Source organism: Mesorhizobium sp. M8A.F.Ca.ET.208.01.1.1, assembly GCF_004791315.1.
Lineage (GTDB): Bacteria > Pseudomonadota > Alphaproteobacteria > Rhizobiales > Rhizobiaceae > Mesorhizobium.
Genome location: NZ_SRUT01000018.1, coordinates 1 through 16,319, shown reverse-complemented (window position 1 = coordinate 16,319; position 16,319 = coordinate 1). Strand labels below are relative to the sequence as shown.

Here is a 16,319-nt window from a genome sequence, read left to right as displayed (position 1 = left end):
TTCTGATGGGCATGCCCATTACCGTCGACCTCGGCGGCGCGTCGAATGCTGAACTGATCGAAGCCGTCTTCGGCTATTTCGAGCACATCGACCGGCGCTTCAGCACCTACCGGGCCGACAGTGAAATCACGGCCATCAACCGAGGCGACGTTCCGGTCGTCGACTGGAGCGGCGAGATGATGGAAGTGTTCGCTCTCGCCCGACAGACGAAAGACGAGACGGACGGATACTTCGATATTCGCAAGCCCGACGGGTCGCTCGATCCTTCCGGCATCGTGAAGGGCTGGGCCATTCGCAATGCAGCGGAGATTGTTCAGCGAGCCGGCATCAGCGATTTCTTCATCGAGGCGGGAGGCGATATCCAGTCCTGCGGCAAGAATGCATCGGGCCATGACTGGAGCGTCGGCATCCGCAATCCCTTCAATGCGGACGAGATCATAAAGATCGTCTATCCCCGCGGTCGCGGCGTCGCAACCTCCGGCACCTATGTCCGCGGTCAACACATCTACAATCCGCATGGAATTGGCAGTCAGATACAGGACATCGTCAGCCTGACCGTGATCGGCGCCGATGTGCTCGAAGCCGATCGTTTCGCCACCGCGGCCTTCGCCATGGGACGTGACGGCATTGTCTTCATCGAGCAGACGCCTGGCCTGGAAGGCTATCTCGTCGACGCCAATGGCCGCGCCACGCCGACAACCGGGTTCGGAGCCCTTTGCCTGCCATGATCAAGACCATCGACCGATTTCTCGATCACCTGACCATGTACAGGCTGGTCCTCTACTATCTGATGACGCTGGTCGGCGCAGCGTTCGTGCTCGGCTTCGTCAAGCTGGTGCCACACGATCCGATTGCGCTTGCCTTCACCACAACGCTTGCGCTGGCCGCCTGCTGGATCACCAACAAGGTTTTTGCGCATGTCTTCGCAGTTCCGGCCAACAACGAGTCCGTCTACATCACCGCACTCATCCTGACGCTTATCCTCGATCCGGTTGCGGTCACGGACATCAAGGGGATTGCGGCAGTGGTATTCACATCCGTCTGGGCGATTTCATCCAAATTCATTCTCGCCATCGGCCGGAAGCACCTTTTCAACCCGGCTGCGCTGGGCGTGGCGCTGTCCGCGCTGCTGCTCGACCAGCCAGCCACCTGGTGGGTGGGCGGCAATCTGCCATTGCTTCCGATCGTGCTCGTCGGCGGCATGCTCATTGTCCGGAAACTGCGCCGGCTTGACCTTGTCTCGACCTTCGTTGTCGTGGCGCTGGCGACCATTCTGGCAACCACGGACCCATCGCAATACTGGACCGCGCTTGCAGAGACACTGGGTTCATCGCCGTTGCTGTTCTTTGCCTTCGTGATGCTGACCGAGCCGCTGACCGCGCCGACGATGCGTTGGCCGCGTATCGCCTTTGCCGCCATTGTCGGCTTTCTGTTTGCTCCCAACATCCATATCGGCTCGTTCTATTTCACGCCGGAACTGGCGCTGCTTGCCGGCAACGTGTTTGCCTATGCGGCTGGCCCCAAGGCACGCTTCGTGCTGACCTTGGAACGCATTGAGCAATCGGCCGTCGACAGTTTTGACTTCGTCTTCCGGTCGCCACGGAAGCTCGCATTCGAGGCCGGCCAGTACCTCGAATGGACGCTTGGCCTCGATCGTGCCGACAATCGCGGCAACCGCCGCTATTTCACAGTCGCCTCGGCGCCGACGGAGGAAACAGTCCGCCTCGGCGTCAAGTTCTATCCGCAATCAAGTGCCTTCAAGCGCGAGCTGATGACCATGAAGCCAGGCAGCACGATCCATGCCGCGCAACTGGCCGGCAATTTCACGCTGCCCGCCCGGCGTGAAACCAAGATCGCGTTCCTGGCCGGAGGCATCGGCATCACGCCGTTCCGCTCGATGCTGCAATATCTCATCGACCGCAAGGAGTGGCGACCGATCGTCATCCTCTACGCAACAGAGAGACAGCAGGACATCGCTTATCGCGACGTGCTTGGCGCGGCCAGGCAGGAGCTTGGCATCAAGACGATCCACGCTGTGGCGCACGGTGGCGAGCGCGGGCAATATCCCGGATATATCGACGAGCGCCTGATCCGTCTGGCCATACCCGACTACCTCGAGCGCACTTTCTACATTTCCGGCCCGCAAGCGATGGTCAAGGCGCTGCGCCAGAAACTGCTGGCCATGGGCGTTCGCCGCTCGAAGATAAAGGTCGACTATTTCCCGGGTTTTGCCTGAAGCAGGCTCAACTGTGTCGCGGCAAGGAAATGGTCACCACAAGGCCCGGATCGGCGTTAGCCATGGCAAGGCGTCCGCCATAGGCTTCGACGATGTCGGAAACGATGGCCAGGCCAAGACCGCTGCTGCCTCCTTTGCTGTCGAGCTGGACACCACGTGACATCGCGGACTCCCGATCGGCATCCGGTATACCTGGGCCATCATCAGCAACACTGACGGTCACCTCGTCCCAGGCAGTGGATGCACCGACACGGACTGAGGATTTTGCATAGCGCGCGGCATTCTCGACCAGATTGCCGAGAACTTCTGACAAGTCGCCTTCGTCGATTGGGGCCGTCAAATCTTCCGCGATATCCAGCTTGAAAGAAAGCTGCTTGCCGCTTGGTGTCCGTTTGACGACGGCAATGACGCCAGCCGCGACGTCCGACACAAGGCAGGATGCCTTGCCGGAAACGCCGGGGGCGAGGCGCGCTCGCGCGAGCTCCCGCTCGACATGGCGCCGGATCGCTCCGGCGCTCTTTTCAATCTCGTCAGCCAGAACCGTCTCGCCTTTCTTGCGCAAGGCCCGGATGTCGGCCGACAGCACTTGCAGCGGTGTCTTGAGGCCATGCGCCAAATCGGTGGCGCGCGAGCGGGCTCGCGCAAGCGCCTTCTCCTGGGCATCGAGAAGACGATTGATTTCGTCCGCGAGCGGCTGCACCTCGCTCGGCGCCACCACATCGAGCCGTGCTGATCGCTGCGCAATCACGTTTCTGACCGAAACCCGCAAGGTCTCCAGAGGCGCAAGACCGACGGTGATCTGGATGAAGAAGGCGGCCATGAGGGCAATGGCGAGCAGAACAAGGGCTGGCGCAAGGTCGCGGACATACCCATCGACGGATTCCTTCACCGTTTGATGGTCTTCCGCCACGACGGCGCGAAACGATCGCCCACTGGCGTCGATGATCGTGCGCTCGACGGCGATGGTGAGCTCCCCTTGTGGCCCCTTGAATTCCTTGATCTCCCTGAATTCGCCGTTGGTTGCGCGATCAGGCAAGGCAAGCGTCGCGTCCCATAGTGAACGCGAGCGGACAAGGTTGCCGGATCCGGCATCCTGCACCTGCCAGTAGTGGCCGGAAAAGGGAATGGAGAAACGTGGGTCGGCCAAGGTCGCCTGGACCGAAAGACGGCCATCGGCGGCAAAATTGGTCGCGCCAATAAGATCGTTCAGGTCGACTGTCAGCTCGCTGACAACGCGCCGCTCGACGTTAAGTTCGAACAGATAGCGCAATCCAACGCCGGCGATGGCAAGAGCAACCAGGATCGAGATCGTTGCCGCCAACCAGAGCCTGAACCGGATCGAGTTGCCCATCAGCGGGAATCGTCGGGCATCAGATACCCGAATCCGCGCCTCGTTTCGATGACGTCGCTCCCGAGCTTGCGACGCAGGCGCGCGACGATCACCTCGATCGTGTTCGGATCGCGGTCGTTGCCTGAATCGTACAAATGCTCGGCAAGTTCGGTCGGCGCCACCACCCGGCCGGCGTGGTGCATCAGAAACGCCAGGAGCCGGTATTCCAGCGGCGACAGCGCAACGGGAATGCCGCGAAGCGAAATGCGCATCTGGCGTGTGTCCAAGAGCAACGGCCCGGACCTCAACACGGGTGCCGCCTGCCCGGCCGAGCGACGCAGGATTGCCCGTAACCGGGCGAGCAGTTCTTCCATTTCAAAAGGTTTGGGAAGATAGTCGTCGGCACCGGAATTGATGCCGTCGACGCGTTCGGTCCACATGCCTCTTGCGGTCAGGATGAGAACCGGGAACCTGCGCGCATTCGCCCGCCAACGTTTCAAGACCGTAAGACCATCGAGCTTGGGCAAGCCGAGATCCAGAATCGCGGCGTCATAATTCTCGACATCGCCTGCGAACCAGGCAGCTTCACCATCCTTTACGATATCGACCGCCATTCCCGATGCTTTGAGGGCGGTCGCGATATCGGCAGCGATACGGGGCTCGTCTTCGGCCAGGAGGATCTTCATCAGTCACCCTCCCCATCGCGCATGATGACACCGGCACCGGCGTCGACGTCGACGGTCTTTCGCCGGCCATCGGCACCCACGACCTGAAAACGGTAGACCCATCTGTCGGCCTTGCGGATGAGATCGACCGCAACAACATCGCCGGGAGCTTTGGTGCGGACAACGTCCAGTATATTGGCAAGGCCCTTGATTTCGCCGCGTTCGTACAAATCCCGCGCCCGGTCATGGTCGCCGTCATCGTCCTCGTCGGCACGGGCAGCGAGAGGCATGGCCAAGACAAGTCCCGCGAGAACCAGCACCGCCAAACGCTTCCATTGTCTTTTCATCGGCAAGGCATGTCGCACGTTGCAGCTTTCAATTTGCTGTCAGTTATCCTCAGCCCACAGCAAGCAAGGGGACCATATCAGGGCATCATCGCGTCCAATCATGGCCGCGCCAAGAAGGATACGAGACCATGCGCAATTCCATGCTTGTCCTTGCAGCACTTGCAAGCCTCACGATCTTCGCGCTGCCGGCGGCCGCTGAATCGGACGAAGGATCATGTGGGGCGTCATCGTCTGTTGTCCCATCCGGTCCGATCGATCTGCAGGCCATCCCGATGCAGGACGCCTCCACCCCGAAAGCCATCAAGGGTGGCGACGATGCGTGTGACGACCAACAAGGCGATGAGGCCGACGAAAACGACTAGGTCTCCCACGGCGCGTGGCCGCCACCGCATATGACGGTTGCCAATGTCGTGGGCCAAGGCTCGCTGCAAAGTCGGCAAATTTTCCAAGCTCCTTGCCAATTTCTGGAGAGTTTTCGTGATCCCTATTCAACATATCCACCCAATTCTTGTTCATTTCCCTATTGTTCTGATCTACATGCTTGTGGCTATCGACCTTGTGGCGCTGGTTGGCGGCAGCGCCGTTACCAAGAGATCTGGCGCCGGTACGATCTCTACTTTCGTAGCCCTGTCTGCCGGAGTGTTCGCCATTGGGACCTGGTTCTTTGGAGGTCTTGCCCTGGATCATGCCGAAGCGGCCGGCTTCAGCAGCGATATCGCGGAGATCCACGAAAGCCTGGGAGGTATCACTGCCTTTGCCTTCCTGGTCTGGGGACTTGTGCGGTTCGCGCTTTGGATGCGGAACCGTGACATGCGGGCTGTAACGATCGCCATTCCTTTGATCGAAATTTGCGGTGCATTCCTGGTCACTGCGACAGCCTACTATGGTGGGCTGCTTGTCTACGAACTTGGTGTCAACGTCGCCAAGACCGCGGTCGCTGGTTGACCGGTTCGCGCCCAGTCATTCAAGGTTGCAATTTTGGATGACCATTTGCCTCGACCGAAAAATGATTCAGATCAAGGCGCTTCGTGCATGTGCAATCTAAGAAGCCGGAGGTTGGAAAAACTCCGGAGAACGACCATGCAAGCCGAAGCCATAATGAGCAGGCCAGTCGTCGGCATAGACCCGTCCGCATCGATCGCCGAGGCTGCCGGGTTGATGCTCTCCAAAAAGGTCAGCGGCCTCCCCGTCATTCGAAACGACGGCAGGCTGGTGGGGATCGTCAGCGAGGGCGATTTCCTGCGACGCGGGGAACTGGGCACGGAGCGCAAGCGCTCGCGCTGGCTGGAGTTTCTCGTCAGCCCCGGAAAGGCCGCCGACGAATATGTCCGCGCCAATGGTCGACGGGTTGAAGAGGTGATGTCGCAAGATGTCGTGACGGCATCCCCTGCAGCATCACTCGCGAAAGTCGTCGAGCTCATGACGCGTCACCATGTCAAACGCATTCCGGTCGTCGAAGCTGGGAAAGTCGTTGGCATCATCACCCGCTCTGATCTTCTGCGGGCATTGCTCGGCGTCCTTCCGGATGGAGCCGCTACGGTCATCGATGACGAACAGATTCGGCAGAACATCGCTACCGAGCTTGCGAGGCAGAGATGGGCCGGCAACGATTTGATCAACGTGACGGTGGACAAGGGTGTGGTGACACTGAGCGGCGCCATCTTCGACGAACGCGAGCGCCAGGCAGCGACAGTCGCCGCCGAAAACGTCGCCGGCGTCAATGCTGTCAAGGACAATCTCTTCTGCGCCGATCCCGTGTCGGTCGTCCTTGTTTCGTAGCGGAGCTGACATTGGTCCGCAGCGAGGCACCATTGCCTCTCTGTGTTGCTGGTCCTTGCCCAAGGCTTCGCCGCGCTTAGGGCGCGACCAGGGGAATCAATGGTCGAAGGAGTAACAGGGCAAAGGCAAGAAGTGCGGCGCCCGCAACTTTTTCTGCCAGTGTTTTGCCTCCGCAGAAGCGCCGCCCCAGCAAAAGCCACACCGATCCGCTGGCAGCTGTCATCACCAGAAGCGCAATCCAGAAGATCCCCAGTTCGCGCGGTTCGATGTTCATCGGCACGATAGCCAGGCAATAGATGAAGGCCTTCGGATTGAGAGCACTGGTCACCGCAACAGAAATGGCGTCGCCGCTTTTGGCAGCGTTGATCCGGGCGCTTGCCGTAAGACGCAGGCCAAGAATGACGAGCCACCCGGCCGCTACCAGCCTGAGTATTTGAATGGCGTCAGGCGACACGAAGGGACGCAGTGAAAACCAGCACGCGGATGCGATCCCGTATCCGCATGCCTGAGCGGCCAAGAGCTTGACCGCTTTCTCCCGCTTGACCGACCCTGTCAGCAAAAGAGCGTTGGTTGGCCCTGGTGCGACAAAGAGCAGGAATGCCTCCAGAAAAAATAGGGTGTCCAACTGCCTGGTCCCGTGGAATGCAAACCTGTCAACTGCAAGACTCGGTTTGCGTTGACTCTGTCAAAACACGGGCAGCACGACATCGTCCAGGCTGAGTACTCGAATGACTAGCGTTGGCCGGCCGCATGCTGCAGTCGAGCGATCAGGTCGCCGTTGCGGCAATAGTCTGGCGGGTTATTGGCTTGCTGATGTTCGTCGAGCCAGACCGAGCATTCATCCTGATGTCCGCAGGAACGGCAGCGATCCACTGCCCTGCTGGTGACGGCGGCATGGTCGGCTACGACTTTCAACTGTCTGTCGACGCCGAGCTTCCGCATCATGCGGTCCATCAAGGTGGTTCTGGCATCAACTGAAATCAGGTAATCGAGAAAGGTCATGGTAATCACTCCTGCCTGCTGGCCATCATGGCATGTTGGCGGCAGGGGGCGTTGATCTCGATCAACAGGCGGTATCGTTGCCGATCCCTGAGCCCCAAACAGGGAGCATGGCGCTAAACCTTGGCCACAAGGCGATCGAGAAAGGACCGCTGACCGGCAAGCAACTTCTTGCGGGCCCGGCTCTCTTGTCCGAAGAACCAGCGCTTGGTCGCCTCCGAGGCGCATAGGTAGAGTGCGGTAATCGCGACAAGCGCGACAAGTACGGGCAGAGGCAAGGGCACGAAGCCGAACCAGGCTGCAAACGGCAGATAGGGGATCATGATCGCCATAATCCCGACGGCCAATGTAAGCCAGGCAAGCAACGGGCTTGGACGGCTCGCCCAGAAAGCCCTGTGCGTGCGCACGATGAGCACGATGGCAAGCTCCGTCAGCAACGACTCGACAAACCAGGCGGTCTGGAATGCGGCCTCCGTGGCGTGCGCAAAAAACAGAAGGAAAACGAAGGTCGCGAAGTCGAACAGCGAACTGACCAGGCCAAAGCTGATCATGAACCGCCGCACAAAACGGATATCCCAGTGGCGAGGCCGGCGCAGTTGGTCGGGATCGACGTTGTCGCTTGCAATGGCGAGTGAAGGAACGTCAGAGAGGAAATTGTTGAGCAGGATCTGCTTGGCAAGAAGCGGAAGGAAAGGCAGGAACAGCGAGGCGACAGCCATGCTGATCATGTTGCCGAAATTGGCGCTGGTGGTGATTGAAATGTACTTCATCGTATTCGCGAAGGTCTTGCGGCCATCGTCGACGCCGCGCACCAATACGCCGAGGTCCTGCTTGAGAAGGATGATATCGGCCGCCTCGCGCGCGACATCGACAGCGGTGTCGACCGAGATGCCTATGTCTGCCTCATGAAGGGCAGGCGCATCATTGATGCCGTCGCCAAGGTAACCAACGACATGGCTCCTGCTCCGCAAGGCCTGAACGATGCGCTCCTTCTGGTTGGGGTCGATCTCGACGAAGAGGTCGGTGTGCTGCACGCCCGCGAAGAGCGCGCTCTTCGTCAATTTCGAAAGCTCCTCGCCGGTCATGATCCTGTCGGCGCGCAAGCCGATCGCCTGGGCGAGATGCGCGGCAACGTAACGGTTGTCGCCAGAAATGACCTTTACCGCGATGCCGCGGTGGGCGAACTCGGCAAGCGTCTCCTTGACGCCCTTCTTTGGAGGGTCGAGGAAAAGCAGGAAGCCAGCGAAGGCGAGATCGATCTCGTCTTTCCTGCTGAACGTTTTCTGGCTCTCGAACTGACGGATTGCCAGGCCCAGAACGCGGTAGCCGTCCGCGCTCCAGCGCCGGAATTTTTCGTCGATTGCCGCACGGTGCGTTTCATCGAGGGGTTCCAGCCCGGTGGCTGTTCGGGCGAAGCTGCAGGTTTCGAGGACATTTTGTACGGCACCTTTGGTAATCAGAAGGTTCTGGGCGTCCTTGGTCCGGACCACAACGGATAGCCGCTTGCGAATGAAATCATAGGGGATTTCGTCGACTTTCGTGAAGGCCGCCAATAATGCGCCTTCGCCCGGCGCACCGGCGATTGCTTCGTCCAGCGGGTTCTTCAGTCCGGTCTGCAGGGTCGCGTTGAGACGTGCCCAGAGCAGGATATCGGTTGACGGATTGCCGTCGACATCGAGCCATCCATCCAGGTGGATAACGCCTTCCGTCAGCGTCCCCGTCTTGTCGGTGCACAGCAAATCCATGCTGCCCAGATTCTCGATGGCATCGAGACGGCGCACGATGACGCCATTGGCTGCCATCGCGCGAGCCCCTCGAGCCAGCGTCACGCTGATGATGGCCGGGAGAAGTTCGGGCGTAAGACCAACCGCCAGTGCCAGCGAAAACAGCAGCGATTCAATCAGCGGTCGATGCAGCAGCAGATTGGCGAAGAACACCAGGATGACGATTGCCAGCATGATCTCGGTCATCAGATAGCCAAACAGCCTGATACCCCGGGCAAACCCTGTTTCGGGGATTTGTCGCTCCAGGGCGGCGGCGATCGATGCGAATTCAGTGCTGGCGCCGGTCGCTGCCGCAAGCACGGTTGCAGTGCCGCTGCGGACCGACGTGCCCGTGAAAACGGCATTGCTGCGCTGTGCTATGGAGGCCTCGGGCGCCGACCGCCCCGGTGCCTTCACGACGGGAAAGGTTTCGCCGGTCAGTACAGCCTCGCTGACATTGAAATCGCGCGCGTCCAGAATGATACCGTCCGCGGGAATGAGGTTTCCGGCCGAAAGCCGGATCACGTCGCCCGGCACGATATCTTCGGCGGCGACCGAGCACTCGGCGCCGTCGCGCAACACAATAGCCTTGCGCGAAATGCGCTGTTTCAGTGCTTCGGTCGCCAGCGACGCACCGTACTCTTGGGTGAAGCTCAGGACGCAGCTTGCCAGCACGATCGCGCCGATGATCGCAGCCTCCTGGCCCTCCCCGACGAAGGCTGATACGCAGGCCGCGAAAATGAGGATCAGGACCAGCGGGCTGCGGAACTGGCGGGCAAACACTGCCAGGGCCGACGCGCCTGACGTCGACGCGGGTGTGTTTCGGCCGAATTTTGCGAGCCTCGATGCCGCTTCGGACGAAGCAAGCCCCGAGACTGAGGTCTCAAGACCTAACAAGAGGTCATTGGTCTCGATCGACCAATAGGCACCGTCCTCTGGCGAGACGGATTGCTGGCCAGCTTCGCCTATCATCAATACGACATGAAGCGGTTGATGCCGCTCTCTTCGATCAGCGTGCGGGTGACGCCGCCGAACGCCCATTCCCGCAAGCGGCTATGGCCATAGGCGCCCGAGACGATGAGATCCGCATGGATCGAGCGTGCGAATGTCAGCAACCGGTCGCCATCAGCCTTACCGGCGATCAGCTCGGTTCGCGCCTTGATGCCATGGTGCTCGAGAAAGACCGCGACATCGGCGAGGCTGTCGCGAATGCTTTCGTCGCGCTCGGTGTCGATCGTGGCAATCACGACTTCGCTGGCTTTGGCCAGGAAAGGCAATGCGTCAGTCATCGCTCGCCGAGCCTCCCTAGTGTCCTTCCACGCTACGAGAACAGTTTTTGCAAGGACGTGCTCGACGTTGGTTGCGGCGACCAGAACCGGACGCCCGGCGCCCAGTGTCAGACTGCCGACATCCACGGCGCGAAACACATTGTCTCCTGCCTGGCCGGTAACGATAAGGTCGGCTGCTCTGGCCGAAACGCTGAGGAACCGGGTCGGGCTGCAAACGGCTTGGCCCCATTCGCTAAAGATCGAAGCAGGAACCAGCCTCTCGAACTCGGCACGCAGTTCGGCAAGCCGCTTTTCGATTTCTGTTCGCTGGATCTGCATGATCTCGCCTTCGTAGACCATGCCTTGGCCGGTCGCGACCAAGGGCGGAACATCGGCTGCCGCCAAGCCGATAAGACAGGCTCCGAACCGTTCCGCGAGTTCGACCCCCACCTTTACAATAGGTGCAGGAGGCGCATCGATGGCGAGGTTGACGATGATTGACTTGTAAGACATTGCGGACGCCTTTCGCTGAACTATGGAATGCGTGATGAATTGCATTCGCCAGCGTCCAATGCCTTGACGCGCGTCAAAGATCGCCAACTGCGCCTGCGCACGAAAACGTCGGCTCGATCCGTTTTGCGTGAGCGGCGAGAAGTGATAATTAGCCCCGGTAGCACCGTCTCGAACTCAGGAACCTCAGGTGATCAAAGACGAAGCGCTCAGTTTGTCGCCCGGCGGGACGACACTCAAATCACTGCTGTCGCGAATGTTCGATCAGGCTCCGGGATTTATAGCGCTCATGCGCGAGCCAGGTCACGTTTTCGAACTGACCAATGCCGCCTACCAGCAATTGATCGGCAACAGGCAAGTGATCGGAAAGTCCGTGCAGGATGCCTTTCCCGAGCTCGAAGGATATGAGTTTTTCGACCATCTGGACCAAGTCTACACGACCGGCGAGCCCTATAGGGGCCACGGGGTGAAGGTTGGCCTTCGCAACACAGCCGACGGCCCGGTCGAAGAGCGCATCCTTGATTTTGTCTATCAGCCGATCAAGGCTGACGATGGCCGTATCACCGCGATCTTCATTGAAGGCACGGATGTCAGCGAACTCTCCTTTGCAAACGCCGCACTTCGGCTGCGCGAGGACCATTTGCGATCCATCCTGGCAACAGTGCCGGACGCAATGGTCGTCATTGACGAACAGGGCCGGATCCAGTCCTTCAGCACCGCTGCCGAAACGCTGTTCGGCTATCAGTCAAGCGACGTCATTGGTCAAAACGTGAGAATGCTGATGCCCTCGCCCTACCGCGACGAGCATGATGCCTATCTGCTTCGCTATCTGACGACGGGAGAGCACCGGATCATCGGACTCGGCCGCACCGTTACCGGCGCGCGCAAGGATGGCACGACATTCCCAATGGAGCTTTCCGTCGGCGAGATGCATCCGGGGACCGGACGTTTCTTTACCGGCTTCTGCCGCGACCTCACCGAACGCCACCGGGCAGAAGCAAGAATCCAGGAGCAGCAGCAGGAACTGCTGCACATGGCGCGGTTTACAGCACTCGGCGAAATGGCTTCGACGCTTGCTCATGAGATCAACCAGCCACTGACGGCGATCACGAACTACCTCAAAGGCAGTCGTCGACTGCTCGAGAAAAGCCAGGACCAGAATGCGCCTATGCTTCGGGATGCTGTCGAAAAGGCAGCTGAGCAGGCATTGCGAGCAGGCGACGTCATCCGTCATCTGAGGGATTTTGTGGCCAGGGGCGAAAGCGAGCGCCAGGTCGAACGACTGCCGGTTCTCATCGAGGAAGCCGCGTCCCTGGCCCTGGTCGGCGCGAGGGAGATAAATCTCCTTGTCAGCTACAAGCTTGACCCTGCCGCCGAACTGGTCTTGACCGATCGCATCCAGATTCAGCAGGTTCTGCTCAACCTGATGCGCAACGCGGTGGAGGCTATGCAGGACGCGACGCGACGCGAATTGAAAGTCACAACCGTTGCCCGGGATGATGGGATGGCCGAGGTAAGCGTAATCGATACAGGTCCGGGTCTCGCGCCGGAGGTCTCGGCCCAGCTCTTCCAGCCGTTCGTAACGACCAAGAAGCAAGGCATGGGTGTTGGCCTTTCCATTTGCCGTACCATCGTTGAATCGCACGGTGGCCATATATGGGCCGAGGTAACGCCGGCCGGCGGAACCGCTTTCCGGTTCACCTTGCGCATCGTAGAGAAGGAAGAGGTCACAAATGGCCGACAGTGATCTGGTGCACGTGGTCGACGACGATGTCGACGTCCGCAAGTCGCTCGGTTTTCTTCTGGCCACAGCGGACTTCGCGGTACGCCTGCACGAATCGGCCACGGCATTTCTTTCGACGGCAAAAGGCAACCTCGAGGGCTGCATTGTCACCGACGTACGCATGCCGGGCATAGACGGTATTGAGTTCCTGCGGCAACTCAGGGCGGGCGGGCATACAATTCCCGTCATTGTCATGACGGGCCATGCCGATGTGGCGCTTGCCGTTCAGGCAATGAAGGAAGGCGCTGCCGATTTCATCGAGAAGCCGTTCGACGACGAAATGCTGATCGAAGCGATTCGCTCCGCGCTGGCCAATCGGAACCAAGCAAACGCGACGCATCCCCAGTCTGCGGATATCCGCACGCGTCTGTCGGCCTTGTCAGAGCGCGAGCGGCAGGTGCTGGATGGACTTGTTTCGGGTCTGCCTAACAAGACGATCGCCTACGATCTGGGCATCAGCCCGCGCACGGTCGAAATCCATCGCGCCAATGTCATGAGCAAAATGGGCGCAAGCAGCTTGTCACATCTTGTGCGCATGGCGCTGATCGTGGAATCCCGACCCTAGGAAGAGTTTTCAAGAGGTTTGCGAATTCCGACCTGGGCCCGCTCCAAGTCCCAATCGCGCCAGTGGGTCGGCCGGATGTCGACACGGGCACCGCTGGCAGCATTCTTCCAACCCTCCGTCACCCTTCTGCAGGCAAACACAAGCGCGTGCTCGCCGTCTTCGTCGAAGACGGCGAGTTCGAGATCGCGACCAAACGGAGCGCTTAGGATTGGTTTCCACATCGCATCAAAATCTTCGCAAACGGTGCGTTGCGCATTGATCTGCATCATTTTCTGGAATCGCCGAATAGGCATGCGCGTTGCCGGGCGTCGAGCTGATCTGGCTAATAGCTGCTGCGGCAGACGCCATATCGTCATCGGTGCCAATCACATGCATGGCGCGGGCAGCCCAATTGATTGCCAACGCAGCGCTGATACCTGATCCGGCGCCCATCGCGACGCTGGACGCCGATTGATCGGGATCAAGGACCGTGCTGCGCAAGCGCATATCATCAGGCGGTATAGGGAGAATTGGGATGCACTATATCAAGGCCGATGAAGCCCTGTGGGCCTCCAGCATGTTGCCGGAAGGCATCCTGGAGCGCTGGTTCATTACGAGCGGCGACACAATCAAGGCCGGCGAGCGAATAGCCGAAGTTCGCGTTGAAGACGCGCTGCACGAGATTGTAGCGCCGGCAGGCGGCCGCGCGACGATTGTCGCCACCGCGAATACCGTCATCGAACCAGGCTCGATTCTGGCAACGCTGGAGTCTTAGCCCGGTGAGGACGCCTCACCGGGTTGATTGCGCTCATTCCTCACTTGTAGCCTCAAGGAGAGCATCAGGCTTGGTCGCCAGCTGCGTCCGCAGCTCCGATCACGGTTTCTGCAAGGTGTTGATGTAAGCGATTATTGCATCGATCTGGTCGGGGCTGGCGATCCACTCAGGCATGTCCGGATGGCCCGTCGAAATCCCCTCGGCGAGGGCTTCCTCGAGATCGGTGATCGGATAGCGCTTTGACAAGGTGCGAAACGCCGGGGCGTCGGGATGACTGCTCTTGTCGGTTTTTTCAATGGCGTGGCAGCGGGCGCAATTGACTTCCACCAACGCCTTCCCGTGATCCGTTAGGCTATCGGCACGGGCTGGGTGCACATATCCGAGCAGCATCAGTGCAAGGACGGAAGCCGGCAGACGACGATGCCCACAAAAGCTGTTCATGTCTGACGACCTCTGCATTGCCGATCTACGCGACTGTCTTCGCCGCTGCGTCCTCGATCGCGGTTCTGGCTTCCTCGCGGACCCGTTTGGCCGTTTCCGAAGCAAGCCTGGAGGTCAGTGCGGCGACCTTGCCGGCTTCGCTGACGTATTGCGATGTCGCATTCTGCAGAAAAGCAGAGAAGATGTCGAAAGCGTCATTGAACTCCGGACAGGTGATGAGATCGTCGGCCAGCTTGATGTCCTGTTCGCAACGATGCTTCAGAAATGCCAGCGTTTCGACGTTATAGCGCATCATCGCCTTGAAGGCGTGGACTTGAAGAGACGCGGCAGCAAGGAAGAACGTCTGGCCATTTCCCGCAATCGGCAACAATTGTGTGCCGAATGAGGATGGCTCGGGCTGAGTGTGCATTATCGACTACTCCATCCTGAGGCATGCGAACATAATCTCCACAGCGCAACGTTGACGCCATTCGTCGCCGTGTCCTTGATCAGGATCAACCCTCTGACCTTGCGGACTGTACGAGCGCCCCGGCACCAACCGGTCTCGTTGCGGTTTGACCCGCATCAAGGTGCTTGCCTCTATTTGATGGCCAAGTCGCGTCAACCGCAGATGGAATGACGCGATGGCTTTCAAGACGATCATGGTTCAACTGGACGTGGACGCAATCGCAGCGCCACGCATCGCGATGGCGTGGGATCTTGCTCAACGGATCGAGGCCGACCTGATCGGCTTCTGCGCCGCCGAGCCGCATTTTGTCCTCCCAACCAGCACTGATGACCAGGCCGCGACCAAGGCGTTGTGGCGCCAGGTAGAGGAGATAGAAGGTCGCCTCGACTGCCTGAGGGAGGAATTCCTGAGCATCGTCAACGGCAGCAATCGTGCCTCGTGGCGCGGAGAGGTAGGCAATCCCACGCGCCAACTTGCACTCAATGCGCGTGCCGCCGACTTGATCCTCGCTGGCCCGCCGACGGCCGATCTGGTGGTCGACCGTCATCGTGTGCTTGATCCGGCAAGTCTCATCCTTGCGGCGGGCCGTCCGATACTCGTGGCATCGGAACCCCTTGCGCCGATAAGAGCCGAAAGCATCCTGATTGCGTGGAATGACACGCGGGAAGCGCGACGTGCCGTCGTCGACGCTATGCCTTTCCTGATCACCGCCAGGGATGTCGTGATCGCCACCGTGGACAATGGGAATACTGGACCCAGGGAAAATGCAGCGGATGTCGAACTCTTTCTGACGCGCCACGGTGTGAAGGCGCGATCCGAAATCTTGGATGCGTGCCGCTCCGAACCGGCGGAAATCCTCCTCCAGATCGGACAGGATATTGCGGCCGATCTCATCGTTCTCGGTGGCTACGGTCATAGCCGGGTACTGGAGAGGACCTTTGGCGGCGTGACGCGTTCTGTGCTGCGCAGCGGATCATTGCATCGGTTCATATCGAACTGAGGAGGTGACACCTCCAAATCGTGGTTTTGACATAAATCAAGGTCTTCCGCTCCCGCAAACGGTTACGTCTAACCTTGCCAAGTTCGGTGTAGCTGATGCCCGCAGCGCAACCGCGAGCAAATAAGGAAATTCGGACATGAACTACCAGCGGTTCTTCGAGGACGCGATCGACCAGCTCCATGCCGAGCGTCGCTACCGCGTCTTCGCCGACCTCGAGCGCATCGCGGGCAAGTTTCCGCGCGCCATCTGGCGTTCCAACGGCCGCGCCGAGGAAATCACCGTCTGGTGCTCCAACGACTATCTCGGCATGGGCCAGCACGCCGACGTCATCGCCGCGTTCCAGAGCGCGGCCGGCAAGATGGGCTCTGGCGCCGGCGGCACCCGCAACATTTCCGGCACGTCCAACCCGCTGGTCGAACTCGAGCATGAGC

General features: G+C 59.8%; 20 protein-coding genes and 1 pseudogene. 10 read left to right on the top strand and 11 right to left on the bottom strand.

The window, feature by feature from the left end; translation table 11 throughout:
• Positions 1–5: 5 nt before the first annotated feature.
• Positions 6–728, top strand: a complete 723-nt coding sequence (locus EN851_RS33750) for an FAD:protein FMN transferase (RefSeq protein WP_245520871.1) — start codon at positions 6–8, stop codon at positions 726–728.
• Entirely contained in the window at positions 725–2,236 is a 1,512-nt protein-coding gene (locus EN851_RS33745; protein ID WP_135931003.1) for an RnfABCDGE type electron transport complex subunit D, read from the top strand. The genes EN851_RS33750 and EN851_RS33745 overlap by 4 nt, the downstream gene beginning before the upstream one ends.
• Positions 2,237–2,243: 7 nt before the next feature.
• On the opposite strand, the gene EN851_RS33740 is transcribed toward EN851_RS33745, so the two are convergent.
• Genes EN851_RS33740 through EN851_RS33730 form a run of 3 tightly spaced genes read right to left on the bottom strand, consistent with a single transcriptional unit; the run spans position 2,244 to position 4,521 of the window.
• Positions 2,244–3,587: a HAMP domain-containing sensor histidine kinase gene (locus tag EN851_RS33740; RefSeq protein ID WP_135931002.1), complete on the bottom strand. Its 1,344-nt coding sequence runs from the start codon at positions 3,585–3,587 to the stop codon at positions 2,244–2,246.
• Positions 3,587–4,252, bottom strand: coding sequence for a response regulator transcription factor (locus EN851_RS33735; protein WP_127275563.1), 666 nt, complete (start codon positions 4,250–4,252; stop codon positions 3,587–3,589). The genes EN851_RS33740 and EN851_RS33735 overlap by 1 nt, the downstream gene beginning before the upstream one ends.
• Positions 4,252–4,521, bottom strand: a complete 270-nt coding sequence (locus EN851_RS33730) for a hypothetical protein (protein ID WP_245464237.1) — start codon at positions 4,519–4,521, stop codon at positions 4,252–4,254. The genes EN851_RS33735 and EN851_RS33730 overlap by 1 nt, the downstream gene beginning before the upstream one ends.
• Positions 4,522–4,706: 185 nt before the next feature.
• Here EN851_RS33730 and EN851_RS33725 point away from each other — a divergent pair, with 185 nt between their 5' ends.
• The 3 genes from EN851_RS33725 to EN851_RS33715 all read left to right on the top strand — a co-directional run bounded on the left by EN851_RS33725 (position 4,707) and on the right by EN851_RS33715 (position 6,357).
• Positions 4,707–4,940 carry a hypothetical protein gene (locus EN851_RS33725; protein ID WP_127275561.1) on the top strand — a complete coding sequence of 78 codons (234 nt, stop codon included), beginning with the start codon at positions 4,707–4,709 and terminating at the stop codon, positions 4,938–4,940.
• A gap of 43 nt (positions 4,941–4,983) precedes the next feature.
• Positions 4,984–5,523: a DUF2231 domain-containing protein gene (locus EN851_RS33720; protein ID WP_135931001.1), complete on the top strand. Its 540-nt coding sequence runs from the start codon at positions 4,984–4,986 to the stop codon at positions 5,521–5,523.
• A 135-nt stretch (positions 5,524–5,658) separates the two neighbouring features.
• Complete coding sequence (locus EN851_RS33715) at positions 5,659–6,357, top strand: CBS domain-containing protein (protein WP_135861755.1); 699 nt, start codon at positions 5,659–5,661, stop codon at positions 6,355–6,357.
• Positions 6,358–6,433: 76 nt separating this feature from the next.
• On the opposite strand, the gene EN851_RS33710 is transcribed toward EN851_RS33715, so the two are convergent.
• From EN851_RS33710 to EN851_RS33695, 4 genes are all read right to left on the bottom strand, one after another.
• Positions 6,434–6,982, bottom strand: coding sequence for a hypothetical protein (locus EN851_RS33710; RefSeq protein ID WP_135931000.1), 549 nt, complete (start codon positions 6,980–6,982; stop codon positions 6,434–6,436).
• Between the two features lie 107 nt (positions 6,983–7,089).
• Complete coding sequence (locus EN851_RS33705; RefSeq protein ID WP_127275558.1) at positions 7,090–7,359, bottom strand: DUF6455 family protein; 270 nt, start codon at positions 7,357–7,359, stop codon at positions 7,090–7,092.
• 113 nt (positions 7,360–7,472) lie between these two features.
• Positions 7,473–10,091, bottom strand: coding sequence for a magnesium-translocating P-type ATPase (mgtA, locus tag EN851_RS33700; RefSeq protein WP_245520870.1), 2,619 nt, complete (start codon positions 10,089–10,091; stop codon positions 7,473–7,475).
• Positions 10,091–10,900: a universal stress protein gene (locus EN851_RS33695; protein ID WP_189522001.1), complete on the bottom strand. Its 810-nt coding sequence runs from the start codon at positions 10,898–10,900 to the stop codon at positions 10,091–10,093. Before EN851_RS33695 ends, mgtA begins: the two co-directional genes overlap by 1 nt.
• A gap of 187 nt (positions 10,901–11,087) precedes the next feature.
• Here EN851_RS33695 and EN851_RS33690 point away from each other — a divergent pair, with 187 nt between their 5' ends.
• Together EN851_RS33690 and fixJ are read left to right on the top strand one after the other, a co-directional pair.
• The gene (locus EN851_RS33690; protein WP_135930997.1) at positions 11,088–12,644 is read left to right on the top strand and encodes a PAS domain S-box protein; all 1,557 of its coding nucleotides are present in this window, start codon (positions 11,088–11,090) and stop codon (positions 12,642–12,644) included.
• Complete coding sequence (gene fixJ, locus EN851_RS33685) at positions 12,631–13,245, top strand: response regulator FixJ (RefSeq protein ID WP_135884075.1); 615 nt, start codon at positions 12,631–12,633, stop codon at positions 13,243–13,245. The genes EN851_RS33690 and fixJ overlap by 14 nt, the downstream gene beginning before the upstream one ends.
• Here fixJ and EN851_RS33680 read toward each other — a convergent pair.
• Together EN851_RS33680 and EN851_RS33675 are read right to left on the bottom strand one after the other, a co-directional pair.
• Positions 13,242–13,466 carry a hypothetical protein gene (locus tag EN851_RS33680; protein ID WP_127275579.1) on the bottom strand — a complete coding sequence of 75 codons (225 nt, stop codon included), beginning with the start codon at positions 13,464–13,466 and terminating at the stop codon, positions 13,242–13,244. The genes fixJ and EN851_RS33680 overlap by 4 nt on opposite strands.
• A gap of 4 nt (positions 13,467–13,470) precedes the next feature.
• The gene (locus EN851_RS33675; protein ID WP_127275554.1) at positions 13,471–13,725 is read right to left on the bottom strand and encodes a hypothetical protein; all 255 of its coding nucleotides are present in this window, start codon (positions 13,723–13,725) and stop codon (positions 13,471–13,473) included.
• A 34-nt stretch (positions 13,726–13,759) separates the two neighbouring features.
• Here EN851_RS33675 and EN851_RS33670 point away from each other — a divergent pair, with 34 nt between their 5' ends.
• Complete coding sequence (locus tag EN851_RS33670) at positions 13,760–13,999, top strand: lipoyl domain-containing protein (protein ID WP_127873516.1); 240 nt, start codon at positions 13,760–13,762, stop codon at positions 13,997–13,999.
• A gap of 99 nt (positions 14,000–14,098) precedes the next feature.
• Here the strand turns inward: EN851_RS33670 and EN851_RS33665 are convergent, their stop codons facing one another.
• Both EN851_RS33665 and EN851_RS33660 read right to left on the bottom strand, forming a co-directional pair.
• Entirely contained in the window at positions 14,099–14,389 is a 291-nt protein-coding gene (locus EN851_RS33665; RefSeq protein ID WP_135931016.1) for a cytochrome c, read from the bottom strand.
• 76 nt (positions 14,390–14,465) lie between these two features.
• Entirely contained in the window at positions 14,466–14,849 is a 384-nt protein-coding gene (locus tag EN851_RS33660; protein WP_127873514.1) for a phasin family protein, read from the bottom strand.
• A gap of 214 nt (positions 14,850–15,063) precedes the next feature.
• Here EN851_RS33660 and EN851_RS33655 point away from each other — a divergent pair, with 214 nt between their 5' ends.
• Both EN851_RS33655 and EN851_RS33650 read left to right on the top strand, forming a co-directional pair.
• Entirely contained in the window at positions 15,064–15,888 is an 825-nt protein-coding gene (locus tag EN851_RS33655; protein WP_127275550.1) for a universal stress protein, read from the top strand.
• Between the two features lie 136 nt (positions 15,889–16,024).
• Positions 16,025–16,319 (top strand): annotated as a pseudogene (locus tag EN851_RS33650) (5-aminolevulinate synthase); the annotation flags it as partial.